Annotated in this window: 23 protein-coding genes and 1 pseudogene; 7 read left to right on the top strand and 17 right to left on the bottom strand. The window is 68.5% G+C overall.

The features are described from left to right. Positions 1-23: 23 nt before the first annotated feature. From LG334_RS02630 to LG334_RS02620, 3 genes are all read right to left on the bottom strand, one after another. A complete protein-coding gene (locus LG334_RS02630; RefSeq protein WP_404383033.1) occupies positions 24-197 on the bottom strand; it encodes a hypothetical protein in 174 nt (57 codons plus the stop codon). 81 nt (positions 198-278) lie between these two features. After that, the gene (locus LG334_RS02625; protein WP_404383031.1) at positions 279-1,844 is read right to left on the bottom strand and encodes a sodium/solute symporter; all 1,566 of its coding nucleotides are present in this window, start codon (positions 1,842-1,844) and stop codon (positions 279-281) included. A 25-nt stretch (positions 1,845-1,869) separates the two neighbouring features. After that, positions 1,870-3,882 (bottom strand): protein-L-isoaspartate(D-aspartate) O-methyltransferase, encoded by a 2,013-nt coding sequence (locus LG334_RS02620; RefSeq protein WP_404383029.1) that lies wholly within the window; start codon positions 3,880-3,882, stop codon positions 1,870-1,872. A 144-nt stretch (positions 3,883-4,026) separates the two neighbouring features. Between LG334_RS02620 and LG334_RS02615 the strand changes: the two genes are divergently transcribed. The 3 genes and pseudogenes from LG334_RS02615 to LG334_RS02605 all read left to right on the top strand — a co-directional run bounded on the left by LG334_RS02615 (position 4,027) and on the right by LG334_RS02605 (position 5,039). Continuing rightward, positions 4,027-4,215 (top strand): DUF3309 family protein, encoded by a 189-nt coding sequence (locus LG334_RS02615; protein ID WP_404383027.1) that lies wholly within the window; start codon positions 4,027-4,029, stop codon positions 4,213-4,215. Between the two features lie 73 nt (positions 4,216-4,288). Next, positions 4,289-4,594 (top strand): annotated as a pseudogene (locus tag LG334_RS02610) (prolipoprotein diacylglyceryl transferase); the annotation flags it as partial. Between the two features lie 133 nt (positions 4,595-4,727). After that, positions 4,728-5,039 (top strand): MlrC C-terminal domain-containing protein, encoded by a 312-nt coding sequence (locus tag LG334_RS02605; RefSeq protein WP_404386287.1) that lies wholly within the window; start codon positions 4,728-4,730, stop codon positions 5,037-5,039. A 147-nt stretch (positions 5,040-5,186) separates the two neighbouring features. Here the strand turns inward: LG334_RS02605 and LG334_RS02600 are convergent, their stop codons facing one another. Together LG334_RS02600 and LG334_RS02595 are read right to left on the bottom strand one after the other, a co-directional pair. After that, complete coding sequence (locus LG334_RS02600) at positions 5,187-5,558, bottom strand: plastocyanin/azurin family copper-binding protein (protein WP_404383025.1); 372 nt, start codon at positions 5,556-5,558, stop codon at positions 5,187-5,189. Positions 5,559-5,708: 150 nt separating this feature from the next. Then, positions 5,709-7,061, bottom strand: coding sequence for a protoglobin domain-containing protein (locus LG334_RS02595; protein WP_404383023.1), 1,353 nt, complete (start codon positions 7,059-7,061; stop codon positions 5,709-5,711). A gap of 408 nt (positions 7,062-7,469) precedes the next feature. Between LG334_RS02595 and LG334_RS02590 the strand changes: the two genes are divergently transcribed. Together LG334_RS02590 and LG334_RS02585 are read left to right on the top strand one after the other, a co-directional pair. Then, entirely contained in the window at positions 7,470-7,871 is a 402-nt protein-coding gene (locus tag LG334_RS02590) for a glycosyltransferase (RefSeq protein WP_404383021.1), read from the top strand. 557 nt (positions 7,872-8,428) lie between these two features. Beyond that, a complete protein-coding gene (locus LG334_RS02585) occupies positions 8,429-8,926 on the top strand; it encodes a c-type cytochrome (protein ID WP_404383019.1) in 498 nt (165 codons plus the stop codon). Between the two features lie 23 nt (positions 8,927-8,949). Here the strand turns inward: LG334_RS02585 and LG334_RS02580 are convergent, their stop codons facing one another. The 3 genes from LG334_RS02580 to LG334_RS02570 are packed head-to-tail and all read right to left on the bottom strand — an operon-like array spanning position 8,950 to position 10,870. Then, positions 8,950-9,513 carry a biotin transporter BioY gene (locus LG334_RS02580; protein ID WP_404383017.1) on the bottom strand — a complete coding sequence of 188 codons (564 nt, stop codon included), beginning with the start codon at positions 9,511-9,513 and terminating at the stop codon, positions 8,950-8,952. Further along, positions 9,510-10,115 (bottom strand): CbiQ family ECF transporter T component, encoded by a 606-nt coding sequence (locus LG334_RS02575; RefSeq protein WP_404383015.1) that lies wholly within the window; start codon positions 10,113-10,115, stop codon positions 9,510-9,512. The genes LG334_RS02580 and LG334_RS02575 overlap by 4 nt, the downstream gene beginning before the upstream one ends. After that, positions 10,103-10,870 (bottom strand): energy-coupling factor ABC transporter ATP-binding protein, encoded by a 768-nt coding sequence (locus tag LG334_RS02570; protein ID WP_404383013.1) that lies wholly within the window; start codon positions 10,868-10,870, stop codon positions 10,103-10,105. Before LG334_RS02570 ends, LG334_RS02575 begins: the two co-directional genes overlap by 13 nt. Before the next feature lie 151 nt (positions 10,871-11,021). Here LG334_RS02570 and LG334_RS02565 point away from each other — a divergent pair, with 151 nt between their 5' ends. After that, entirely contained in the window at positions 11,022-11,924 is a 903-nt protein-coding gene (locus LG334_RS02565; RefSeq protein WP_404383011.1) for a hypothetical protein, read from the top strand. Between the two features lie 3 nt (positions 11,925-11,927). On the opposite strand, the gene LG334_RS02560 is transcribed toward LG334_RS02565, so the two are convergent. Genes LG334_RS02560 through glpK form a run of 8 tightly spaced genes read right to left on the bottom strand, consistent with a single transcriptional unit; the run spans position 11,928 to position 22,691 of the window. Continuing rightward, on the bottom strand, positions 11,928-12,422 hold the full coding sequence (locus LG334_RS02560) for a VIT1/CCC1 transporter family protein (RefSeq protein WP_404383009.1): 495 nt from the start codon (positions 12,420-12,422) through the stop codon (positions 11,928-11,930). Position 12,423: 1 nt separating this feature from the next. Further along, positions 12,424-13,365 carry a 1-phosphofructokinase family hexose kinase gene (locus tag LG334_RS02555; protein WP_404383007.1) on the bottom strand — a complete coding sequence of 314 codons (942 nt, stop codon included), beginning with the start codon at positions 13,363-13,365 and terminating at the stop codon, positions 12,424-12,426. A gap of 6 nt (positions 13,366-13,371) precedes the next feature. Beyond that, a complete protein-coding gene (locus tag LG334_RS02550; protein ID WP_404383005.1) occupies positions 13,372-14,385 on the bottom strand; it encodes an NAD(P)-dependent oxidoreductase in 1,014 nt (337 codons plus the stop codon). 25 nt (positions 14,386-14,410) lie between these two features. Then, complete coding sequence (locus LG334_RS02545; protein WP_404383003.1) at positions 14,411-16,966, bottom strand: glycoside hydrolase family 65 protein; 2,556 nt, start codon at positions 16,964-16,966, stop codon at positions 14,411-14,413. Between the two features lie 43 nt (positions 16,967-17,009). Then, positions 17,010-18,761, bottom strand: coding sequence for an ABC transporter substrate-binding protein (locus LG334_RS02540; protein WP_404383001.1), 1,752 nt, complete (start codon positions 18,759-18,761; stop codon positions 17,010-17,012). A 20-nt stretch (positions 18,762-18,781) separates the two neighbouring features. Beyond that, positions 18,782-19,516, bottom strand: a complete 735-nt coding sequence (locus LG334_RS02535; protein ID WP_404386285.1) for an MIP/aquaporin family protein — start codon at positions 19,514-19,516, stop codon at positions 18,782-18,784. A gap of 21 nt (positions 19,517-19,537) precedes the next feature. Further along, positions 19,538-21,124: an FAD-dependent oxidoreductase gene (locus tag LG334_RS02530; protein ID WP_404382999.1), complete on the bottom strand. Its 1,587-nt coding sequence runs from the start codon at positions 21,122-21,124 to the stop codon at positions 19,538-19,540. A gap of 52 nt (positions 21,125-21,176) precedes the next feature. Then, complete coding sequence (glpK, locus tag LG334_RS02525) at positions 21,177-22,691, bottom strand: glycerol kinase GlpK (protein ID WP_404382997.1); 1,515 nt, start codon at positions 22,689-22,691, stop codon at positions 21,177-21,179. 351 nt (positions 22,692-23,042) lie between these two features. Between glpK and LG334_RS02520 the strand changes: the two genes are divergently transcribed. Further along, a complete protein-coding gene (locus LG334_RS02520; RefSeq protein WP_404382995.1) occupies positions 23,043-23,552 on the top strand; it encodes a DUF421 domain-containing protein in 510 nt (169 codons plus the stop codon). A gap of 88 nt (positions 23,553-23,640) precedes the next feature. Here LG334_RS02520 and LG334_RS02515 read toward each other — a convergent pair whose 3' ends face one another. Next, positions 23,641-24,015, bottom strand: a complete 375-nt coding sequence (locus LG334_RS02515; RefSeq protein WP_404382993.1) for a phasin family protein — start codon at positions 24,013-24,015, stop codon at positions 23,641-23,643. Positions 24,016-24,051 lie beyond the last annotated feature (36 nt).

Here is a 24,051-nt window from a genome sequence, read left to right as displayed (position 1 = left end):
GATCATCATGGGGGGACGCCGCATCAGTCGCTATCGGGCTTCCCCCGCTCCGCTTCCTCGTCGCGGCGGACGTCCTCGGGAGGCTTGGGCTCGCCGCGCGGCCGTTCCGGATTGTTGTTGTCTGTACCCCGGGGATGGGCCGTTCGGTGGGATTCTGCAGCGCCGCCTTCCGGCCGCGTCTTCTTGGAGCTGGACATAATGACCTCCTGTTGTCGGGATGTGTGCAAGGCCAACGGCAGGCCGCGAAGCCGGTTCCCGGTTTCCTCGTCCGCCCAGGCTCACCACCACCAGATGACGATGGCCGCCGCGGTCGCCAGCAGCGCTGCCGACCACCGCCACGCCACATCCCGTCGGTCCGGAAGGAGGCGGCGGCGGAAACCATGCCGGGCGGCGCGCTCTGGATTCGGCGGTGGCGTCGCCAGGGATCCCGCCGCGACCAGGGCCAATCCGAGCACGAACTGGATGCCGGCCGCATAGAGAAACTGGATGTCCGCGAGTTCGAGGACCTCAACGCTTACCCAGCCGGCGATGCCGAGCGGCGCGGCGACGGCAATCGCAAGCAGGGCACCGGTCTCGGTGGCGCGCCACCAGAAGATGCCGCAGAGGAAAAGCGCCACCACCGGCGGCACCAAATATGACAGGATCGACTGCAGGTACTGCCACAGGGTCGGGAAGACCGTCACAACCGGCGCCCACAGGGCCGCCAGAACCATGAAGCCGATCGTCGCCATGCGGCCCAGCCGGGCGAGCGTCCGGTCCTTGGTCTGCGGCCGCAGGCTGCGCACGAAGTCCATGGTGAGCAGGGTCGCCGACGAGTTCAGGATCGCCTCCAGGCTCGACAGGATCGCAGCGGCGACCACCGCCAGCATCAGCCCCCGCAACCCGACCGGCAGCAGGTCGAAGGCCATCGCCGGGAAGACCAGGTCGGGATCGTCGAGGTCGGGATAGATCGCCGTCGCCATGACGCCGGGCAGGATCAGGATGAACAGGTTGGGCAGCTTGAGGAAGCCGGCGAACAGGGCGCCGCGCCGGCCGTCCTCCGGCGACCGGGCGCCCAGGGCCCGCTGAATGACGAACTGGTTGGTGCACCAGAAGTAGATGCCGAGAATGAGCACGCCGGTAATGATGCCCGGCCACGGCAGGACGTCGTCGCCAGCGGGCTGCATCAGGTGCAGCGCGCCGTCCGGGGCCGCCTGGCGCACCGCCTCCCATGACGGGATCTCCTGCCAAGCGAGGTAGAGCAGAACCGCGCCGCCGAGGAAGATAAGGGTTGCCTGCAGGGCGTCGTTGAGCACGACCGCGCCAAGGCCGCCGAAGGCAATGTATGCGCCCGCTGCCACGGCGGCGGCGCCCACGGCGATCCAGGTGGGCACGCCGGGGAACAGCGTCTCGACGATCTTGGAGCCGGCGTAGAGAGAGGCGGTGGCGTCGACGATGATGCTCGTCAGCAGCATGAAGCCCGAGAAGGCGAGCCGCGTCCGCCGGCCGTAGCGATTCTCCAGGAACTGCGCCGAGGTGAACACCTTCGCGTCCAGGAACAGCGGCAGGAACACGAAGACGAACAGGACCAGCGCCACCGCCGGCACCCACTCGTAATGATAGACCGCGATGCCGTCGGAGTAGCCGGCGCCGGGCAGGCCGACGAAGCTGCCGCCGCTCATGTTGGCGACGTAAAACGACAGGCCGATGATGGGCCACGGCAGCCGGCGCCCGGCAAGAAAGTAGCTTTCGGCTCCTTCGCCGTGCGTCTTGCGGGCGAAGTACCAGCCGAACAGCAGGCGGGTCAGCACCACGTAGCCGAGCAGGATGCCGACATCGATCGCCGTTACGTCCAACCGGGGCACGCGAGCCTCCGCCTTCGCCCGTTCGTCAGAGCCCGAAGGGATAGGTCTCGGGCAGGCCTTCCACCTCCGCCGCCGCAATGGGGGTCACGGCCCGGCTTTCGTCGAACCAGATCCATTCATCGAACTGGCGCGGCAGGATGGCGTCGAAGTAGTGGCTCCAGCGCTCCGTCTCCGGCCTATAGATGACGCCGATGGCACGCTCCAGCCGCGCCTGCTGCAGATGGTCGCGCAAGTCCTGCGGCCCGTTGCGCAGCGGCAGGAAGAACCGCCGCACGCCGCTGTCGTGGCACAGGCGCTCGTGGCTGTCGGCGAGCGACGGGCGGACATCCATCACCTGCATCTCGCCGTCCCAATTGTGGGCGGCGGCGACGGTGCCGGCGTGGGTGCCGAAGCCGATGTGGTAGGAGGCGTCGCCGAATGCCTCCCGGCAGAGCTGGCCGATGTTGTGCTCCCCACGGGCGGACATGCCGGTCGCCGAGGCGTCGCCGACGTGGCTGTTGTGCGCCCAGACCACTGCGCGGCTGTCCGGGCCGTAGTGGTCGAGCAGACGCCGCAGGGTCTCGAACATGTGGCTGTCGCGCAGATTCCAGGAAGCCGCGCCGCCCTCGTACATGATGCGATAGTAGCGTTCCGCGCTCTCGATGAGGCGGGCGTTCTGCTCGGCGTCGAACAGGCGCACGCCGTCCAGGGCGGCGTACTCGGTCCGCCTCTGCAGCAGGTCGCGCAGCATGTTCACCACCGGCTCGCGGCACCGAGCGAAACCGCTGGTCAGCGCCATGTGACCATACTCGGCCGGTTCGTGCTGCCAGGGCATGAGGCAGGCATAGCGCTCGCGGGCGACCTGCGCCGTTTCCGGGTCGACGTCGTCAAGGTACTTCAGCACCGCCTCGATGGACGTATAGAGGCTGTACATGTCGAGGCCGTGGAAGCCGGCGCGGGCGTCCTCCGCCCGATCGGCGTTGCGCGCGTGCAGCCAGTTGATGAATGTGCGGGTCTCGGCGTTGCGCCACATCCACACGGGGAAGCGCGCGAAGGCCTGCCAATCCCTCTGAACCTCATGCCCCGCATGGTGGCGCACCCAGGCATCGACGCGGGCGGCATCGGGCCAGTCGGCTTCGGCGGCGACGATGCGGAAGCCCTTTTGCTCGATCAGCGCCTGCGTGATGCGGGCCCGCATGCGGTAGAATTCCGACGTGCCGTGCGACGCTTCGCCAATGAGCACGACACGGGCGTCGCCGATACGGTCGAGCAAGGGATCAAGGTCGGCGGTCTCCAGATCGTCGAAAGGCTCGCAAGCTGCCGCGATGCGGTGCGGAACGGACTGCTGCCCGGAGCCGCCGTTTCCGCCCTCCCTTTGGTGTTCCGCGCGCGGCTTGGGCGACGGGTCGTCGCCTTCCCACCCTTCGCTGCCGATCAGCGGAACGAACTGGACTGCGCCCAGGTCTTCCTCTTCGAACGTGTCCTCGCCGGTGCGGGTGATGCGCAGCAGCGTCTGCAGGCGCTGTGCCGGGCCGACGGGGATGACGAGGCTGCCGCCCACCTTCAGTTGCCGGCGCAGGGAGTCAGGCACACGCGGCCCGCCGGCCGCGACGATGATGCCGTCGAAGGGCGCCTTGTCGGGACAGCCGCGGGTGCCGTCGCCGTGCACGACCCGGGCGTTGGTGATGCCGGCGCGGGCGAGATTGGCTTCCGCCATCCGCACAAGCGGTTCGTGCCGCTCGATGGTGACCACCTCGTCGGCGACGGACGCAAGGACGCCGGCGGCGTAGCCCGAGCCGGCACCAATCTCCAGCACCCGCTCCGTGCGGTCGCCCAGGTCGAGCGCGTCGACCATGAGCGCCACGATATAGGGCTGCGATATGGTCTGGCCTTCCCCGATGGGCAGCGGCCGGTCTTCGTAGGCATAGTCGCGCAGGTTCTCGGGCACGAAGGCTTCGCGCGGGACGGCTGCCATAGCCCGTAGCACGGGCCCAGACGTGATCCCGCGCGCGGCGATCTGGTGGTCGACCATGAGGCGACGCCGGTCCTCGAACATCATCGTGCTCCTCCCTTGCATGGACTTCGTTGCCCGGTGAACGACCGGGGCAGCCGCCGGGTGGCGACCGAACCCCGACGGGCGCCAATCCGTTGCCCGGAAGGCATTGACGGGATTTCGAGAGAAAATGGCGCAAGGAGGTGCCCCATGGCAGGCTTTTGGATTCTGGTGTTGCTGTTGCTGCTGTGGATCGTCGCCCTGCCGTGGTGGCCTTACAGCCGTGACTGGACCTACTGGCCCGGCGGCGTCGTGTTCGCGGTCGTGCTGACGTGGCTGTTCCTCATCTGGCTCGGCTTCGTCGGCTTCTACTGGCCGTGGTACGGACCAGCCGTCTGATTGCCGAGGAGGGCGCCGTGGCCCTGCACGCCATCCGCTTCGTCCTCGACCGCCTGGCGGGCGTCTGGGCTGTGTGCTGTTCTACAAGCCGGCGTACTACCTCTCGAACCCGCTGGAGATCGTCCAGGTCTGGCACGGCGGCATGTCCTTCCACGGCGGCCTTCTGGGTGACGCCGTCGCCATCTGGCTGTACGCCCGCAAGCGCAAGGTGCCGCTGCTGCCGTTCGCCGACACCGTCGCCGTCATTGCGCCGCTCGGCCTGTTCTTCGGGTGGCTGGCGAGCATCATCAACAGCGAACTCGACAGACGCGCCACCGATGTGCCGTGGGCCATGGACTTCCCGATGGGTGGCGCGGTCCCGCACCACCCGAGCCAGCTTTACGAGGCGGCGCTTGAGGGGCTCGTGCTGCTGGCCGTCATGGCAATTCTAGCCCGCCGACCGGCGGTGCGGGCGCGGCCGGCCTGCTGTTCGGGCGTACCTGTCGGACGGCAGTTTCGTGTGCGACGGTCCCATGTGGAAGGGCATGAGGCGGTCAACAGGGCGCAGTGCCGTGTTCCGCGCGGGCGGCGTCGACATCATTGTGACGAGCAATCTGGTCCAGGCCATCGACCGTCAGATGTTCCTGGCGAACGGTATCGACCCGCAGCGCAAGCGCGTGGTGGCGCTGAAGTCGCAACAGCACTTCCGCGCGGCGTTCGAGCCCATCGCCGGCAAGGTCATCCTGGCCGACAGCGGCGGTCTGGCGTCGCCCGACTTCGCCCGCCTGCCCTACCGCTTCGTGCGCCGCCCGCTGAATCCGCTGGACCCGTCGTTCAACGGCTGACAAGTTTTCCTGCGGACGCGGCCCTACCGGTGACTGATCCGTTAACAAGTCGTAGGAAGCCCAAGAACCCTCGGTCCTCCATCAACATTCCGGGGAAAAATCTGGAAAAACGCCCTCCAAGCCTGCAACAGGCGCCGCATCTGCCCCCTACTCCACGACGAGATTGCCGATCATGCCGGCGGCCTCGTGCGGAATGCAGAAGTACGTGTACTCGCCCGGCACGGTGAAGGTGTGGCTATAGCTGCCGCGCGCCTGGATGGAGCCGGAATCGAATGGCTCCGCACCGTCCGGCAGGCGGACATGCGCCCGGTCACTGGCCTTGGCGGGATCGGCTGTCACCGTGTGAACCAGATCGGACGTATTGTCCCAGCGAACGGTGTCGCCGGCGGAGATGGTGACTGTCTCCGGCATGTAGTTCAGGCGGTTCGTCATCTCGACAACCGTTTCAGCCGCGACGGCCGGCACGCTAGCGATGACGGCCGTCGCGAACGCCACTACAGCGACTTTAATGCGGTTCATGGCTCTCGTCCTCCAGTGCTGTCCTGGCCGATCAACGGCGGATCGCACGGCCTCGTTCTGGAGAAGTGCGGCGCCAGGGGCCGAGCCGCGACGGTCTGCCCGACCTCCCGGGACAGGCGTCGCCGTTGCCGCCCGCCCTGGCGGCGGTGGTCAGGCCGTCCGGATCTTGACCAGGAACGTGTCGACCTGCTCGCGCAGCCCCTGCGACTGGCCGGTCAGCGTCTCGGACGCCGTCAGCACCTCGCGGGCGGCGCCACCGGTGGTGGAGACGGCGGTGGAAACCGACCCGATGGTTTGCGTGACCTCCCGCGTGCCCGCAGACGCCTGCTGGACGCTGCGGGCGATCTCGCTGGTGGCCGCGTTCTGCTCCTCCACCGCGCTGGCGATCGACCCGGAAATCTCGCTGATGCGGGTGATGGTCCGCCCGATCTGCTCGATCGCGCCGACGGCTTCCTTGGTCGCCTCCTGCACGTCGCCGATCTGGGCGGCGATGTTCTCGGTTGCCCTGGCGGTCTGTCCGGCGAGGCTCTTGACCTCATTCGCCACGACCGCGAAACCCTTGCCGGCATCGCCGGCCCGCGCCGCTTCGATCGTGGCGTTCAGCGCAAGCAGGTTGGTCTGGCTGGCGATGTCGTTGATGAGCCGCACCACCTCGCCGATGCTGTCGGCCCGCTTGGCGAGGCCGTTGACGATGTCGCTGGTGCGATCGGCTTCGGCGACGGCCTCGCGCGAGATCGTCGTGGCCGTCGCGACCTGCTGGGCGATCTCGCGGATGGAGGCGCTGAGCTGGTCGGCGGCACTGGCGACCGTTTGGACATTGGCCGAGGACTCCTCGGCGGCTGACGCGACGGCGGCGGTCTCCTCGCTCGTCGTCCGCACGGTGTCGGTCATGCGGTCGGCGGTCTTCTTCAATTGACCGGCGCCGCCGGCGACGGCCTCGACCAGCGTGCGGACCTCGGTCTCGAAAGCGTCGGCATAGGTGTTGAGTTTGGCGGCGGCGGTTTCGCGCGCGGTCTGGATATACACCGAAATGGCGATGTCCATGTCCAGGAACACCGCCTTGTTGACGGCGGCGATCAGTTCCGCCGCCTTTTGCGGCTTGCGGCGGCAGGCGGCCTGGATGACCTCGACCACGCGGTTCACGGTGAAGCAATAGCCGCCCATGTACCAGCGCGGCTCCAGGCCCACGCGCTCGTGAACGCGACCGATGATAGTGACCTGCTTCATGTAGCCGTCGCCGAACTCGCCGGAGAACACGTTCTCCATCCAGTGGCGCCGCTGCATCTCGCGGGCATGGGCCAGGCTGGCCTGCCCGCCGAAAAGCGTCATCAACTCGCGTTCGCTGCTGAGGTGCCGATAGAAGCCATCAAGGATGGCATCCACGTGCGGCTCCAGCAGGGGGCGCACCTCTCTCAGCAGTTCGCGAGTGCGTTCATCGATGCCGAGGAAGGACAGGCGGCGCGTGCGGTCAAGGTCGACTTGGGCGGTGGAGGCGGTCATCATGTCTCCGGTCTGATGGATGTTTGTCCGAGTTCTTCAGTGCGACATCGCGCCACAAGCACTCGGTCGTTCATGCTCTAGCGGTGAGATCGCTGGCGCTTCCCGCACGAAAGCGTAGCGTGATTACCTCACTTGCATGATCAAGATTTACCACAGACGTATCCTTTTGGACCCCCTTTATATCCGAACGCGGAAAATATTATCGTTGCCTCCGCGTGGCATATTTTCGGCCACCCGGTTTCCCGCAGCGTGCGGACACCAGGATCACCCGTGGACGTGACCCGGCGGAGCCTTCATACGATCGACGGCGTTATACCTCCATCGGAGGTTCCGTTGATCGACACCGCCCTGCACTTCCTGTACGGACTTCCGCCGGAGCAGTTCATCCGCACCTTCTAGCTGCTGGTCCTGGTGGAGGAGCCGCGTTTCTTCGTCAGCTACGCTGTCGTCATCGGCGCGTGGCTGTTCGGGCGGGAGCACTCCCCGCCCGCCTTGCCGGCCCGCCGCAGCGAAGGCGCTGATCCTGCCCTGGGCGTATCCGTCCTGGCGCCGGCGCTCAACGATGCGGACAGCGTCGCACGCACGGTCACGTCATTGCGCGAACAGCCGCACCGGCCGCTGGAGATCATCGTCGCCGACGACGGCTCCACCGACGCGACGGCCGCAGTCTGCCGCCGGCTGGAGCGGCAGGGCATGATCGACCGGTACGTGCGCGCCGATAGCCGGGGCGGCAAGTCCTCGGCACTGAACACCGCCCTCGCGCTGGCCCGCCAGCCGATCCTTCTGCTGACGGGCTGCGCGCCATCGCAGTAGCCTGACCTGTGGCCTCAGCCGCCGAAGACGACGGTGATGCCGTCGCTCTTACACCATCTCCTGGGACACGATCGGGCACTTCGGCTCCGGCGACCTTGAACTGACCCTGCGCGAACCGGCGGACTTTTAGAAGGCGCAGCCTCTATTGATGAAGAGCTACGAGAACTCCTGATATGAGTTGATCGCTCCATCACGTCGCTCCTGGCCGCGCCAAGGCGTTCGGCAGGCAGGTGGCCCAGGGGGCATCCCTGTCGCAGACGACCCGGCATGGCGTGTCCCTGCTCAGACCGGCCGGACGGCACCGCGGACGGCGTCCGGCAGGTTGGAGCGCGGAGCTGCGACATCACCGGCGCGGCACCCCTATACCGCTCGAAATGCGTTCATCCGTCAAACACGAAGCGGCCCCGCCCCCTTGCATTCGGCGTCACAATGTGACATCTACTGTGACAGAGGCATTCACAGGCCGTTGATTCTAAAGGGAATTTTCGCCAGACGAAAAAGTGCTGGGACTCCTACCGCCCCAGCCATCTCCTCCGAAGAACCCGGTAGATTTCAGAGTGTCGGCACCCCTCAAGGGGGCGGGCCTGGAGACCAGCCCGTGCGCCTCGTCCGTTACCCGGGCGCTGTCACGGCGCTTCGCTGCATCCGGCGCGGTTACCGGTGCCGCTGCTCCGGCCGGAGCGGCTGATGCTGCCGACGGTGATGGTGTTGCCCTCGGCAAGCGGGTTTACGAAACCCACTGCGCCGTCTGCCACGGCCCCGACGGCACGGGGACCGGCCCCTATGCCCGGTTGCTGGCCACGGCTCTGCCCGACCTCACGCGCGTTTCGGCCCGCAACGACGGCGCCCTCCCGCACGAAAGGGTCCGCCAGGTCATCGACGGGCGGGCCGACGCGGGCGCCCACGGCTCGCGCGACATGCCCATCTGGGGCGAGGCGTTCAGCCGCGCGGCCATCGAGCATTGCCAGGACGACTATACCCGCACCCAGGCGGAAGCTTTCGTCAACGGGCGCATCCTGGCGGTGATGGACTCCCTGCAGGCCCTGCAGCAGTAGGGCCGCGCCGCCGGCGTGCCCGATCAGGCGTCCACGACCGTGGCGCGACGGACCTCGCGGTTGACGTAGGCGGCGACGAGCGCCTTGAGGATATCGCCGGGAATGAACACCACCATCACGGCCGCCGCCTGGGTCAGCGACATGCCGGTCACCAGCGCCAGCCCCGGCACGCCGAAGGCATAGAGCACCACCACTCCCCCGATCAGCGAGGCCAGGACGCCGGCTACCATCGGCTTCATGCGCCGGCTCAAGGTGCGCCAGACCTGGCCGATGACGATGGTCGCGATGGGGAAGCCGACCAGGAAACCGGCGGTCGGGCCGACGAAGACCCCGAGCCCGCCGCGTCCGCCGGCGAGCAGGGGCGCACCCAGGGCCACCACCGCCATGAAGACCAGCACGGCGGCGGCCCCGCGCCAAGGCCCCAGGATCAGCCCGGCCAGCATCAGACCCAGCGTCTGGGCGGTGATGGGCACGCCGCCGGCAAACGGCAGCATGACCTGCGGCACCAGGCCCAGCGCCGCGATCAGGGCGGCGAACAGGGCGATGCGGGCGACGGTCGAGGGAAGCGAAGAGGATGCGGCACTCACGGTCTTTTCTCCAGGAAGGCGCCGCGGGCGGCCAGGGCCTCGGCGGCGCGGTCGGCATCATTCAGCACGCCGACAACGAAGGGCACGAGAAGCCGCCAGCCGGGGCGGCGGGCGGAGCGGGCGGTCCAGGCGTCGCGCAGCGTGCGCCAGCGCAGGGACAGAACCGGCACGAACCGCAGCGTCATGCCGATGGCGACACTGACGGGACGGGTCTGCACGCCCATCCAGCGCAGCGGCGCCAGCAGCCGGTCGAGCACCCCGAGCATCTCACCGAAGGGGGTGGTGGCGGTCACCACGCCGGCCAGCGACACCAGGGCGCCGACGCGCAGCACAATTGCCAGCCCCAGCCGCCAGTCCCCCAGCACGGCATGGGCGGCGAAGGACAGGACCAGCACCAGCGCCAGCGGCCGCAGGTCGGTCACCACCGCCAGCGCGCCCGCCGCCCAGGCCAGCACCAGCACGGCGGTAAATGCACCGGCCAGAACCAGCGGATCGGCCGACAGGAACAGCCCGGCGCTGGAGGCCGCCAGGGCCAGCAGCTTCCATCCCGCCGGAACGCGATGAAGCGGCAGGATGCCGCCGCGCGCGATCACGCCACCCATGCCGCGCCCTCCCCATCGGTGGCCAGATCGTCGTCACCGGGCACAAGCGCGTGCATGGCGCGGGTGAAGGCGGGCAGCACCTCGGCCGGCGCGCCGTCGGCGGCCAGACGGCCGTCCTCCAGCCAAAGCGCCCGGTCGAAGCCGTCCAGGCTTTCCGGCTCGTGGCTGATGAGCAGGACGCGCTGCGGCAGCCGCGCGATGAAGCGCTGAAGGCGCAGGCGCGTGGGGATGTCCAGGCCGGCATAGGGTTCATCCAGCACCAGCAGGCGCGGCTTGCTCACCAGCACCGCCAGCAGGCAGACCAGCCGCCGCTGGCCTTCGGACAGCGCCGCCACCGGGCGCTCGGCCCAGACGGCGATGCCGTGGTCATCCAGGATGGACCGGGCGGCGGCATCGGCCTGGACGCGAGGGGTGCCAAGTTCCACAGGCCCGAAAGCGATCTCCTCGGCCACCGTGGGGCACAGGATCTGGTGGTCGGAGTTCTGGAACAGGAACCCGACGTCGGCGATGGCGCGGCGGTCGCGGCGGGCGGGATCGCGGCCGAACACCCGCACGGTTCCGCTGTCGGGCCGCAGCAGCCCCTTCACCAGCCGCGCCAGCGTCGACTTGCCCGACCCGTTGCGCCCGACCACCGCCACGCGCGGCTCCGTCAGGCGCAGCGAGACGCCGTCCAGCGCCATGCGGCCGCCGCGCCGGAGGCGCACGTCCTCCAGCACCACGGCGTCCTCGGCGGTATGATCTTCGGTGGCAGTCACGGGCCGGTCCTGGTTCGTTTTCCCGATGTTTACCAGAACCACGCCGCCGCCGCACACCCTGGCATCATGGGCGGAGGCGATTGCCGGGGAAACCCGGGCGGCACCGAGCCGTTGCCCCTGAAGACCTTCCGCCGCACAAGGAGCGACCGATATGCCGCTGCGCGACATGCCCTTCGTCCTGGACCGGCTGGACTGGATGCGCGCCCAGGGCATCTGGCCCAATGGCCTGCGCTATCTGTGGACGGACGCCTTCGGCGTGGTCCTGCTGGTTTCGCTGTACGAGGAAACCGGCGACCGCCGCTGGATCGACGAGGCCGAGGCCCTGGTGGACGAAGTCGACCGGGTGCTGGGCCGCCGCCGCGGCTACCGCATCGGCGAGGCCCCGGACCGCGATGGCCAGTACTTCCATTACCTTGCCATGTGGATGTTCGCCATGGCGCGCCTGGGCGACGTGATGCCCGCCTACCGCGAGAAGGGCGTCGCCATCGCCAAGGCCGTCCACAAGCCCTTCGTCATCCCCGGCACCGGCGTGGTGTGGAAGATGGAGGAGGACCTCGGCCGCCCCTACCCCGGCTATGGCCTCGGGGCGCTGGACGCCTTTGACGGCTATGTCAGCTATCGCCTTCTGGACGAGACGGCGCTGGCCGACGAGATCGCCGAGATGCGCGGGCTGATGGACCGGACATGGCCCGACCTGCACATCACCCAGGACCTGGGCATCGGCATGATGCTGTGGATGGCGGGCTTCTTCCCGCGCGAGGATTGGGCGAAGGCTCAGGTCCCGCGCTGCCTGTCCACGCTGGATCAGATGTGGGTGGACCCGCCGGGTTATTTCTGCCGCCAGCCGGGGACGCGGGACGTCAAGTTCGCCTTCACCAACTACGGCGTGACGTTGGGCCTTCAGGCGCAGGACACATGGCCCGACCGGGTGGAGCGGACGCACACGCTGTTCGATGCCTACCGCTCCGGCGACCATTACGACCGCGACGCCATCACCCATGTCATGGCCTGCGTCTCCCACCTGCCCGGCGCCATGTTGCCGCACGGGGGCTGAGGGTCAGGTGTACTGCGCGGTAAAGCGGCCGAGCCAGTAGGCGATCAGCACGGCCGCCCCGCCCACCGTCAGCATTTCCAGCCCGCTGCGCAGCCAGTTGGCGCCGGTGACGATGGTGCGCAGCGCCCCGACGATGAACAGGGCCGCCGCCGTCATGGCCGCGGTCCACCAGAACAGCGACGGCGCCCCGCTCGCGACGAGGTAGGGCACCAGCGGCAGCGACCCGGCCGTGACGAAGGCCAGGAACGTCATCAGCCCCGAGATCGCCGCCGACCGCCGGCTTTCCGGCCGGTCCTGCGCCTGCTGCTGCGAGCGGCTGGCGAGGTAGTCGCTGGTCGCCATGGAAAAGCCGTCGGCGGCCAGGGAAGCGATGCCGATGATGAGGATCACGCGGGACTCCAGGCCCGCGCCCACGACGCTTGCCACCACGGCGAACGTCGTGACGATGCCGTCGTTGGCGCCATAGACCAGATCGGCGATCACCTCGCGTGCCCGCATATCAGACCTCGCAGCTGGTCACGTCCGCCGTCAGCCGTTCGATGTCTTCCGCCCGCGCCAGACGCGTGTCGGTGGTGGTGACCGCCGCCGCCGCGGCGGCCACGCCGGCGCGGGCGGCATCCTCCACCGCCCTGCCGTCGGCGAGAGCGGCAACCAGCGCCGCCACGAAGCTGTCGCCGGCGCCGACGGCGCTGACCTGCTTTACATCGGGCGGGCGCAGGCGCATCGCGGCATCGGCGGTGACCACCAGCGCCCCTTCGGCGCCGAGCGTCGCGATGACCACCTGCGCCGCACCCCGCTCGATCATGCGCCGTGCATAGGCGGCCAGGGCGTCATCGTCGGGCAGGTCCTCGCCCGCCAGGTCCTGGGTTTCATGGCGGTCGGGCTTGACCAGCCAGACGCCGGCCTCCAGCCCTGCCTCCAGCGCCGGACCCGAGGTATCGAGGATCAGCCGCGCGCCGCGACCGCGCACCAGTTCCGTGATACGGCCGATGAAGTCCGGGCCCAGGCCCGGCGGCAGGCTGCCCGACAGGACCACCCAGTCCACCCCCTTCATGCATTCGTCGATGGAGCGCAGGATGGCATCCGCCTGCGCCGCGTCGACCTCGGGTCCCGGCGGCACGAACCTGTACTGGGCGTCGTCCTCCTCGGTCACCCGAACCTTGAAGGACAGGCGCGTCGCCCCGTCGGTCTCGCAGCGGACCAGCCGGACGCCCTCGCCCTCCAGAAGGTCGGCCAGCATCTGCCCGGTCGGCCCGCCGAGCAGCGCCCAGGCGGTGACGTCCGCCCCAAGCCGCGTCGCCACCCGCGCCACGTTGATGCCGCCGCCCCCAGGGTCCATGCGCGGCGCATCCGTCCGCAGCTTGCGGTCGGGCTCAAGCCGGTCCACCGACGCATTGACGTCCAGGGCCGGGTTCAGGGTGAGCGTCAGGATGCCGCCCATGAGCGGTCAGCCCTTCTTGCCGTTGGCGAGGTTCCTCGGCTCGCCGGCGATGAAGCCCTCGATGTTCTCCCGCGTGGTGTCCAGGATGCGCTGGACGGCCTCGCGGGTGTTGAAGGCGTTGTGCGGGGTGATGACCACGTTGTTCAGCCGCAGCAGCGCGTGCCCGGCCAGCAGCTTAGACAGGTCGTGCTCCTGCGTGAAGACGCTGCGCAGGGTTTCGGCTTCCTCGCGGATCACCGGTTCCTCGGGCAGAACGTCCAGGCCGGCGCCGGCCACCTTGCCCGACAGCAGCGCCTCCGACAGGGCCTCGGCGTTGACCACGGTGCCCCGCGCGGTGTTGATGAGCACCACGCCGTCCTTCATGCGGTCGAACTGCTCCTTGCCGATCAGGTCCTTGGTCTTGGGCGTGCCGGGAACGTGCAGCGACACCACGTCGGCACGTTCGAGCAGGTTCTCCATGGCGCAGTACTCGAACCCGATCTCGCGGGCGGCGTCCTCGTTCTTCTGGATGTCGAAGGCCAGCACCTCCATGCCGAAGCCTCTGGCGATGCGGCAGGTGTGGACGCCGATGTTGCCGGTGCCGATGATGCCGATGGTCTTGCCGCACAGGTCGAAGCCGGTCAGCCCCTGGTTGTTGAAGTCGCCCTTGCGCGTGCGGTCGGCGGCTTCGATCAGTCGGTGGCTGACGGCCAGCAGCAGGGCGAAGGTGTGCTCGGCCACCGTGTTCTCGCCATAGCCGGGGACATAGGCGACCTTGACGTCGTGTTCGTCGCACCAGTCGGTGGCGACGTGGTCGACGCCGGTGGACCGGGTGACCACCAGCTTCAGGCTCTCCATCTTCGACAGCGTGTCCGCCGAGAAGTCGGAATAGATGAAGCCCGAGACGATGTCGGCGTCGGCGTTCTCGCCCACCGTCTCGGCCGACAGCGAATCCTCGCGGTAGACGACGTCGTGCTCGGCCTCCAGCGGCTTGAAGCTTTCGCGCTCCCAGTTCTCCACGTCGTAGACGACGATCTTCATGAACTCACTCCCTCCGTTGGGCGGATCACGCCCGCTTGCCGTGGGCGAGGCGCTCCACCTCGCCGCGGCGATGGTCCAGGCATTCGCGGCGGGCAGGCTGCTGGTCGACCGCCCGCACCCGCTTGGCCGGATCAATCAGCGGCAGGCGGATGGTCATGCCCGGCGACAGCTCGCGCAGATGGCCGCGATAGGCGATGTGGACGGGCGCGGCGGCCAGCGGCGCGCTGTCCACGGTCAGCCATGCATGATCGGCGGTCAGCGTCAGGCGCTGGTGGCGATAGCGCAGGTAGACCGTCACCCGGTCCAGGTCCGCGGGCAGCAGGGGGTCGACGTGGAGCACGTTCTGGCGGGTGTCCAGGCCCATGTAGCAGCGCTGGAGGATGTCCACCGAGCCCGCCATGGCGCCGGTGTGGATGCCTTCGCGCGTGGTGCCGCCCTGGATGTCCTTGATGTCGCTGTCCAGCGCGCTCTGGAACAGGTCCCACGACCGCGCCCGGTCGGAGCGCGCCAGCACCCAGGCGTGCGTGACGAACGACAGCGTGGAGCCGTGCGAGGTGCGCTTGAGGTAATAGTCGATGGTGCGCGGGATCAGGTCGGGGTCCAGCGCATAGCCCAGCTGCTCGAACAGCCACTCAAGCTCCTCGGCCGAGAACAGGTAGAAAAGCATGAGCACGTCGGCCTGCTTGGAGACCTTGTAGCGGTTGGGCGTGTCGTCCTCGGCCTCCAGGATGCGGTCGAGGCGCATGACGTTGCCGTACTTTTCCCGGTAAGGCGCCCAGTCGAATTCCTCCAGGTCTTCGTAGCCCGAGAACTGGCTGATGACCGGCCGGCCTTCCTCGCACTCGTGGAAGGGCACCAGCAGGCGGCGCGAGATGTCCACCCAGCGGGCCCGTTCGTCCTCGCTCAGGGCCAGTTCGTCGGCCAGGTGGGCCCGGCGGTCGGCGGGCAGCAGGTCCCAGACGTCGCTGGCGCGGGTCAGCACCCAGGCGGCCATGACGTTGGTGTAGGCGTTGTTGTCCAACCCGCCGGCCTCCTCCGGGTCGGTGCCGGGATAGGCCGTGTGGTACTCGTCCGGGCCCATGACGCCCTTGATCTCGTAGCGGCCCAGGCCGTCGTTCCACGTCGCCAGCGAGGCCCACAGGCGGGCGATCTCCATCATCATCTCGGCGCCGTGGAAGGACAGGAAATCCCGGTCCTCGGTGACCTCCCAATAGTGCCAGATGTTGTAGGCGATGGCCGCGTTGATGTGGCGCTGACGGTGGGAGTTGTCGGGTATCCAGCGCCCCGATTCCGGGTTCAGGTGAACCTTCTGGCTTTCCTCGCGCCCGTTGGAGCCCGACTGCCAGGGATACATGGCGCCGTCCAGCCCGGCCGCCTTGGCCGCCCGCCGCGCCTCGCCCAGCCGCCGGTGGCGGTAGAGCAGCAGCGCCCGCGTCATGATGGGCTGGCGCAGGTTGAGGAAGGGGAAGATGAACAGCTCGTCCCAGAAGATGTGCCCGCGATAGGCTTCGCCGTGCCAGCCGCGCGGCGGCACGCCGGTGTCCTGGTTGATGCTGTGGAAGGACACGGTCTGGAGCAGGTGGAAGATGTGGACCCGCAGCTTTAGCGCCGAGTCGTCCGCGCCGCCCACGTCCAGGTCGAACAGGTCCCACAGGCGCCCCCAACTCGCCACATGAGCCGCGCGCAGGTCGTCGAAGGCGGGCGCGTCGCGGGCCGCCTTGACGCTCTCCATCAGCGGCTCCGAGATCGCCATGTCGCGCGTGGTGTGCAGGGCGGCCACCTTCTCCACCACCACCGGCGCGGCATCGGCGGCGGCGTCCACCGACAGATCGAAGCCCGCTTCGGCCTCCGTCCGGTCAATCGCGCGCGACGGCGTCCCGCTGCCGCCGGCCACGCGCAGGCGCATGGCCTGCCCGACCTCCAGCCTCGATTGCCGGGTCCGCACGCGCAGGGCGGCAACCGCCTCCTCGGGATGGCCGACCTCCAGCACCTCCAGGTGGCGCGCCTCCAGCCCCCGATAGCGCGGCACGCCGTCGTTGACGACACGGCCGTCCAGCCGGCCGCGCACCGTGATGCGCCCCGACCAGTCCAGTGGCATGATCGTCACCCGCTGGGCCGCCAGGTGCTTGTCGGCCATGCTGACGAAGCGCTCCTCGCGCCATTCTGTGCGGCGCCCCTCGGCGTCACGGAAGCGCAGCCGCCGGGACAGCACGCCACCATGCAGGTCGAGCGCCTGGCAGTAGTCCTCGACCTCCACATCGTCGATGCGGAACCACGGCCCGTCGCCGACGCGGAAAGTCAGCGGCAGCCAGTTGGGCAGGTTGACCAGGTCCTCGTTCTCGACGTCGCGGCCTTCCACGTCGGTCACCTGACGGTCGTAGCCGCCGGCGAGGTAGGTGCCGGGATAGTGAACGTCGCGCAGGGGACCCTCGGCGGCGGCGGTGCTGTCGGCGGCGGCGCCGCGCGTGCAGATGTAGCCGTTGCCGGTTGTGCAGAGGGCCTCGCGCAGGCCCTCGTGCTCGGGCTCGTATCCGTCGTAGCGCAGGACCCAGCCGGTGATGTCGGTGCTGTTGTCATTCATGCCGTCGGAACGCTCCAAGGCCTCCGCCGGTTTGTGTGTTTTGTCAGCCCCCGCCCTGCCACTGGCGCACGATTTCCGCATACGGGATCGTCTCGCCGCGCCCTTCTTCGTCGGCCAGCCCGGATTTGGGCGCGCCGGGACGGGCGAGCCACGCCGCCGGATCCTCGGCCTCGGCAAGCGCCGGGGCACAGCGCTCGATGCCCGGCGCCTGCCGCAGCCGCCCCAGGATGTCGTCCTGCGCCGCCGCCAGGCGGTCCAGGGCCTCCTGCGGTGTGGCGCGGCCCGCGCGGGCGGCCGAGATCACCTGCCACCAGAGCTGCGCCAGAAGCGGATAATGGGGCACGTTCGGCCCCGTCGGTGTCCAGAGCGTGCGCGCCGGGCTGCGGTAGAACTCCACCAGGCCGCCCAGGCCGGGCGCGGCGTCGGTCATTGCGGAGCTGCGCATGTCGCTGTCGCGGATGGGCGTCAGACCCACCATGGCCTTCTTAAGAGACACCGACTTGCAGACGCAGAACTGCGCGTACAGCCACGCCGCCTTGCGCCGGGGCACGGGCGTGCTTTCCATGAGGGTCCAGGCGCCGCAGTCCTGGTAGCCCTGCTTCATGCCCGGCCGCCAATAGGCGCCGCGGGGTGTGGGGGCCATGCGCCACTTCGCCGTGCCGTCCGGGTTCATCACCGCCGAGCCGGGGCGCACCATGTCGGGCATGAAGGCCGAATACCAGAACACCTGCTGGGCGATGTCGCCCCGCGCCGGCACCGGTCCGGCCTCGGAAAACGACATGCCGGCGGCCTCGGGCGGCGCATACTTCTCCAGCCACTCCAGGTATTTGCGCAACGCATAGACGGCCGCCGGGCTGTTGGCGGCCCCGCCGCGCGCGACCGAGGAGCCCACCGGCACGCAGTCCTCCACCCTTATGCCCCAGTCGGCGACCGGATGGCCGTTGGGCAGGCCGGTATCGCCCGCGCCGGCGATGGGCAGCCAGGCGTCGGTGAAGCGCCAGCCGAGCGACGGGTCGCGGGCGCCGTAGTCCATGTGGCCCCAGACGCGGCGCCCGTCGATCTCCTTCACCGTGTTGGTGAAGAAGTCCGCGATGTCCTCATAGGCCTTCCAGTTGACCGGCACCCCCAGGTCGTAGCCGAACCGGGCGCGGAAGGTCTCTTGCAGGTCTTCCCGCTGGAACCAGTCGTGGCGGAACCAGTAGAGGTTGGCGAACTGCTGGTCGGGCAGCTGGTAGAGCCTGCCGTCGGGCGCCGTGCAGAACGCGCGCCCGAAGAAGTCGTCCACGTCCAGCGTCGGCAGGGTGACGTCCGCGCCGTCGCCCGCCATCCAGTCCGACAGGGGCACCACACCGCCGAAGCGGTAGTGGGTGCCGATGAAGTCGCTGTCGTTGACGTAGGCGTCATAGAAGTTCCGCCCGGTGCGCCGCTGCTGCTGGATGCGGTTCACAACCTCGCCTTCCTGCACCAGGTCGTGCACCACCGTGACGCCGGTGATCTCGGCAAACGCGCGGGCCAGCACGCGGGCCTCGTAGACGTGGGTGCCGATGGTCTCCGACAGGATATAGAGCCGCATCCCCCGGAACGGCCTGGCGGCGCGGTGGAAGAAGGCCATTTCCGCCAGCCTTTCCTCCAGCGAGAGCGTCGAGGGCCGGAACTCCACCTCTGCCCAGCGCCGGGCGGCGGTGGAAACCTCGGGCACGTCGATGGGTGCCCCCTGCCCCCACGCCGGGGCCGGCGGCAGGCCGAGCGCCGCCAGGGAGGCCGCCGATCCGGCCAGGAACCCGCGCCGCTGCATGGCCCGTCCTCCCTTTCCCGTCAGCGGAAGTTGACGTTGGTGGGGTCCTGGAGCATCAGGTAGCATAGTGCCGCCAGTACCGCTCCGATCAGCGGCCCGACGATGGGAATCCAGGCATAGCCCCAGTCGCTGTCCCGCTTGCCGCCGGGCATGGGCAGAAGCGCATGGACGATGCGCGGGCCCAGGTCGCGCGCGGGATTGATGGCGTATCCCGTCGTCCCGCCCAGGCTCAAGCCTATGCCCAGCACCAGCAGTCCCACCGGCAGGGCGTCCAGCGCGCCCAGGCCGAAGACGGCGACGGCCAGGAACAGCACCGCGAACACCAGCACGAAGGTGCCCACGATCTCCGACACCAGGTTGGAGATGGCGTTGCGGTAGGCCGGGCCGGTGGCGAAACAGGCGAGCTTCAGGTCCCGGCTCTTGGTCTCGCGGAAGTGGTCGCGGTACACGACCCACACCAGCGCCGAGCCGATCATCGCACCCGCCATCTGCGCCAGGATATAGAGCGGCACGCTGTCCCACGCGAACTTGCCCGCCACCGCCAGGCCCACCGTCACCGCCGGATTGATGTGGGCCCCGCTGAAGGCGGCCACGGTGAACACGGCGACGAACACCGCCATCCCCCAGCCCCAGGTGATGACGATCCAGCCCGAGCCCTCGCCCTTGGTGCCCTTCAGCACCACGTTGGCGACGACGCCGTTGCCCAGCAGGATCAGGATGGCGGTTCCGATCAACTCCCCCAGGAACGGGTTCATCACGGCACGATCCTCCCCCTGTCAGGTTGTCGGGATCATGTAGTCTCGTGCCAGCGCGGTGAACTCCTCCACCTGCCGTTTCTGCCAGGCCTCGTCGCGGCCCAGTTCGGCGGCCATGATGGCGGCGACCCTGGGTGCGGCCTCCACGCTTGCCCGCGCGTCCAGCAGAAGCGACCGGGTGCGGCGGGACAGCACGTCTTCCACCGTGCGCGCCATCTCGCGCCGCACGCCCCAGGCGACCTCGCCCCAGAAATACGGCAGGTTCGGGTGAAGCGGCTCGTCCCATCCGGGCTGCTCGGCCATGGTCTTGCGCACGCCCGTGCCGTCCGAGCCATAGAGCGACAACAGGCCTTCGGTCTCCATGGGCGTCTTGATCCAGCCGTGCAGGCGCAGGTTGGTGGTGGCGCTCGGCCGTTCCTCCAGCCCGCCCACCAGGGCGGCGGCGTCGATGGTGTCCTCCGCCATCTTGCGGTAGGTGGTCCACTTGCCGCCGGTGATGCTGACCAGGTTGGAGTCCGAGATCATCAGCACATGGTCGCGCGCCAACGCCGCCGTGCCCTTGTCGCCGGGCGAGCGCACCAGCGGGCGGATGCCGCAGTACATGGACAGCACGTCGGCACGGGTCGGGTCGCGGTCCAGGTAGATGGCCGCGTGCTCCAGCAGGAAGTCGATTTCATCCTGCTGCGGTTTCGGCTCCAGCGTGCTTTTCTCGATGGCGGTGTCGGTGGTGCCGACGACCGTGCGCCCGTGCCAGGGCACGGCGAACAGCACCCGCCCGTCGGCGGTCTTGGGCACCATGATGGCGCTATCGCCCGGCAGGAAGGACTTGTCGAGCACCAGATGCACGCCCTGGCTGGGCGCCATCAGGGGCTCCTCCGACGGGTCGTCCATCTGCCGCGTGTCGTCGGAGAAAATGCCGGTGGCGTTGATGACCACCCGGGCATCCAGCTCGTAGTCCTCGCCGGTTTCCTCGTCATGGGCCGTGACGCCCGTGATGAAGCCGCCGCGCTTCTTGAAGCCCGTGACCTTGCAGTAGTTCAGAACAAAGCCGCCCTTGTCGGCGACGGTCTGGGCCAGGGAAACGGCCAGGCGGGCGTCGTCGAACTGGCCGTCGTGGTAGATGACGCCGTTCTTCAGGCCCTTGGGCTCCACGTTGGGCAGAAGCTCCAGCGTCTTTTCCCGCGACAGCACCTTGGACGGCCCGAGCCCCAGCTTGCCCGCCAGCATGTCGTAGAGCTTCATGCCGACGCCATAGAACGGCCCGTCCCACCATTCGTAGACGGGCACCACGAAGGGCAGGTTGTGGCAGATGTGCGGCGCGTTCTTCAGAAGCCGCCCGCGCTCGCGCAGGGCCTCCATCACCAGGGACACGTTGCCCTGCTGAAGGTAGCGCACGCCGCCGTGCACCAGCTTGGTGGACCGGCTGGAGGTCGCCTTGGCGAAGTCGTGCATCTCCAGCAGCAGCGTCCGGTAGCCGCGCGCCACCGATTCCAGCGCCACACCCAGGCCGGTGGCGCCGCCGCCGACGACGATGACGTCCCAGATGTCGTAGCTTTCCTTCAGCTCCCGGATCACCGCGTCGCGGTTCATGTTGCCGGCGGCCGCCATGCCGTCGTCCTCCTTCTCCGTTTCGCCTTGGGATTCTTGCGGCGGGCCGGCGTCAGGTCTTGTGCACGGCCCAGCCCTTGGAATGCTCCAGCGCCCGCAGCCAGCGGCGGTACAGGCGCTCCTTCTCGGTCGGCTCCATCTTCGGCTCGTAGCGGTTGGCGAGCTGCCATTTCTCGGCGATCTCGTCGCGCCCCTGCCAGTAGCCGGTTGCCAGCCCCGCCAGGTAGGCCGCCCCCAGGGCCGTGGTCTCCACCACGCGCGGAACTTCCACCGTCACGCCCAACTGGTCGGCCTGGAACTGCATGAGGAAGCTGTTGACCGACGCGCCGCCGTCGCACCGCAGTTCCTTCAACTCGATGCCGGAGTCGCGCACCATGGCTTCGGCCACGTCGCGGGTCTGGTAGCAGATGCTTTCCAGCGTCGCGCGCACGATGTGGGCCCGCGTGGTGCCGCGCGTGAGGCCCAGCAGCGTGCCGCGGGCATAGGCGTCCCAGTGCGGCGCGCCCAGGCCGGTCAGGGCGGGCACGAAATAGACGCCGTCGTTCCAGTCGATGGAGCGGGCAAGCTTCTCCGTCTCCGACGCCGAAGCGATGATGCCCAGCCCGTCGCGCAGCCACTGCACGGCGGCACCCGTAATGAAGATCGCACCCTCCAGCGCGTATTCCACCGGCTCCTCACCGATCTGCCAGGCAATGGTGGTCAGCAGCTTTTCCTTGCTGATTGGCGCTTCCGTGCCGGTGTTCATCAGCAGGAACGAGCCTGTGCCGTAGGTGTTCTTCGCCATGCCCGGCTTGTGGCAGGCCTGCCCGAACAGGGCCGCCTGCTGGTCGCCGGCGATGCCCGCCACCGGGATGCCGTGGGTGCCGAAGAACATGTCCGGGTCGGTCTGCCCGTACACCTGCGACGACGGCCGCACCTCGGGCAGCATGGCCTTGGGGATGTCCATCAGGTCCAGGATCTCGTCGTCCCACTGCAGCGTGTGGATGTTGAACAGCTGCGTGCGCGAGGCGTTGGAGACATCGGTGATGTGCACACTTCCGCCGGTCAGGTTCCACACCAGCCAGCTGTCGATGGTGCCAAACGCGATCTCGCCCTTCTCCGCCCGGGCCCGCAGGCCAGAGACGTTGTCCAGCATCCACTTGACCTTGGTGCCGGAGAAATAGGGATCGATGACCAGGCCGGTCTTCTCGCGCAGGCGTTCGGGCAGGCCTTCCTTCGCGGCCAGTTCGTCGCAGTACTTGGCGGTGCGGCGGTCCTGCCAGACGATGGCGTTGTGGACGGGCCTGCCGGTCTTGCGGTCCCACAGAACAACCGTCTCGCGCTGGTTGGTGATGCCGATGGCGGCGATGTCGCTCGCCTTGATGCCACCCTGCTTCAATGCGTCGGCGATGACGCTGACCGTGACCTTCCAGATTTCCGAGGCGTCGTGCTCCACCCAGCCGGGCCGGGGGTAGTGCTGGGCGAATTCCGAATAGGCACGCTGCCTGACGGCACCGTCGCGGTCGAAGATGAGAACAGTCGTGCCGGTCGTCCCCTGGTCGATGGACAGGACGTAGGACTCGGACATTTTTTACAACCTCCCACGGACGTCAGTTGGCCGGTTTCCCGCGCAGCGGCACCCCTTCCCGCGCATGCCGGACCGGCTCTTTCATCCCAAGTATCGGGTTGGGTGCGAGTGCCTGCAACGTGGTTTTTTCAATTTCTCCGTGATAAGCTGCCCGAGACGGTTAATAATGCATTCTATTCCGTCATTAATCGAATGGTCGGGGTTAGTCGGGAACGCGCGCCCTCTCAGGCGGCAATTCTTCCTCCGTCATGCTGCGCCGCGGCATTCCTTAAACCGGCTTTCGAATTCTCGTCACGAGCCCTCTTCCCCCGCCCGCCGTTGGTCCTGCGCGAACGGCAAGGAGACGGGCTTGTGTTTTTCGATCAATGGGAGGGCATCCTCCGCGTGCTGGTGGTGGGCACGCTGGCCTATGTCGCGCTCGTGGTGCTGCTGCGGCTGACGGGCAAGCGGACGCTGTCGAAGATGAACGCCTTCGACTTCGTGGTGACGGTGGCGCTCGGCTCCACGCTGGCGACGGTGCTGCTGTCGGAGTCGGTCGCACTGGCCGAGGGCGTGGCGGCCTTTGCCGTGCTGATCGTGCTGCAGATGGCGGTCGCGTGGGGATCGGCGCAATCCCGCCGGTTCCGCCACATGGTCAAGGCGGAGCCCCGCCTGCTGCTGCACCAGGGAGAGATGCTCGACCAGGCCCTGCTGGACGAGCGCGTGGCGCCCGAGGAAGTTCTCGCGGCCATCCGGGCGAGCGGGCAGGTGGAGGTCGCCGACGTCACCGCCGTGATCCTGGAAACCGACGGCAGTTTCAGCGTCGTCGGTGCCCCGCAGACCGCCGGACGCTCGGCCCTGTCCAACGTCCGCCGCGAATAGCCGGGGTCCGCGCCGACGCGCGTCCACACGCGAAACGGCCGCCGCCGGAGGGTCCGGCGGCGGCCGCTGATCGAGCGCGGTCCGGCGATCAGGCGCGGGCGCTGAAGGCTTCCGTCATGTCCTGCATCTGGCGCGCCGCCAGGTCGGCGGACCGCTGCATGTATTCGGTCATGCGAGCCTGCACCGCCTGCATGGCATCCTGGCTGACGGTGACCGCATCCTCCGGCTTGCGAACGCCGGACAGTTTGCTCATGGCGTCCATCTGCAGCAGCATGATGTCGCTGCCGGCGCGAACCATCTCGAACTGGGCTTCCTGCCAGCGGCGGAAGCCGTGCTGCACGATCTCGAAGCCCTCGGTGCGGAGGTGCTTGCCCGCCTCGATCATCTTGGTCTCGGCCTCGTTGGTCACCTGCTGCGCACGGTCGGCCTGCTTCTGCTGGGTCTTCACGGCGTCGTCAGCCATTGGTGTTCCTCCTTATGTGGATTGCCTGTGCAACAG

The sequence above is a fragment of the Caenispirillum salinarum genome (genome assembly GCF_044803115.1).
GTDB classification, from domain to species: Bacteria; Pseudomonadota; Alphaproteobacteria; order Rhodospirillales; family Rhodospirillaceae; genus Caenispirillum; species Caenispirillum salinarum_A.
Note: the sequence above shows the minus strand (reverse complement) of the source record. Positions and strands in the feature narration are given on the sequence as shown.

Bases quoted from the DNA above. Each gene is read 5' to 3' on its own strand.
- LG334_RS02630 (WP_404383033.1), bottom strand. From the start codon at position 197: ATGTCCAGCTCCAAGAAGACGCGGCCGGAAGGCGGCGCTGCAGAATCC.
- LG334_RS02620 (WP_404383029.1), bottom strand. From the start codon at position 3,882: ATGATGTTCGAGGACCGGCGTCGCCTCATGGTCGACCACCAGATCGCC.
- LG334_RS02615 (WP_404383027.1), top strand. From the start codon at position 4,027: ATGGCAGGCTTTTGGATTCTGGTGTTGCTGTTGCTGCTGTGGATCGTC.
- LG334_RS02605 (WP_404386287.1), top strand. From the start codon at position 4,728: ATGTGGAAGGGCATGAGGCGGTCAACAGGGCGCAGTGCCGTGTTCCGC.
- LG334_RS02600 (WP_404383025.1), bottom strand. From the start codon at position 5,558: ATGAACCGCATTAAAGTCGCTGTAGTGGCGTTCGCGACGGCCGTCATC.
- LG334_RS02595 (WP_404383023.1), bottom strand. From the start codon at position 7,061: ATGATGACCGCCTCCACCGCCCAAGTCGACCTTGACCGCACGCGCCGC.
- LG334_RS02575 (WP_404383015.1), bottom strand. From the start codon at position 10,115: ATGGGTGGCGTGATCGCGCGCGGCGGCATCCTGCCGCTTCATCGCGTT.
- LG334_RS02565 (WP_404383011.1), top strand. From the start codon at position 11,022: ATGCCGCTGCGCGACATGCCCTTCGTCCTGGACCGGCTGGACTGGATG.
- LG334_RS02560 (WP_404383009.1), bottom strand. From the start codon at position 12,422: ATGCGGGCACGCGAGGTGATCGCCGATCTGGTCTATGGCGCCAACGAC.
- LG334_RS02555 (WP_404383007.1), bottom strand. From the start codon at position 13,365: ATGGGCGGCATCCTGACGCTCACCCTGAACCCGGCCCTGGACGTCAAT.
- LG334_RS02550 (WP_404383005.1), bottom strand. From the start codon at position 14,385: ATGAAGATCGTCGTCTACGACGTGGAGAACTGGGAGCGCGAAAGCTTC.
- LG334_RS02545 (WP_404383003.1), bottom strand. From the start codon at position 16,966: ATGAATGACAACAGCACCGACATCACCGGCTGGGTCCTGCGCTACGAC.
- LG334_RS02540 (WP_404383001.1), bottom strand. From the start codon at position 18,761: ATGCAGCGGCGCGGGTTCCTGGCCGGATCGGCGGCCTCCCTGGCGGCG.
- LG334_RS02535 (WP_404386285.1), bottom strand. From the start codon at position 19,516: ATGAACCCGTTCCTGGGGGAGTTGATCGGAACCGCCATCCTGATCCTG.
- LG334_RS02530 (WP_404382999.1), bottom strand. From the start codon at position 21,124: ATGGCGGCCGCCGGCAACATGAACCGCGACGCGGTGATCCGGGAGCTG.
- glpK (WP_404382997.1), bottom strand. From the start codon at position 22,691: ATGTCCGAGTCCTACGTCCTGTCCATCGACCAGGGGACGACCGGCACG.
- LG334_RS02515 (WP_404382993.1), bottom strand. From the start codon at position 24,015: ATGGCTGACGACGCCGTGAAGACCCAGCAGAAGCAGGCCGACCGTGCG.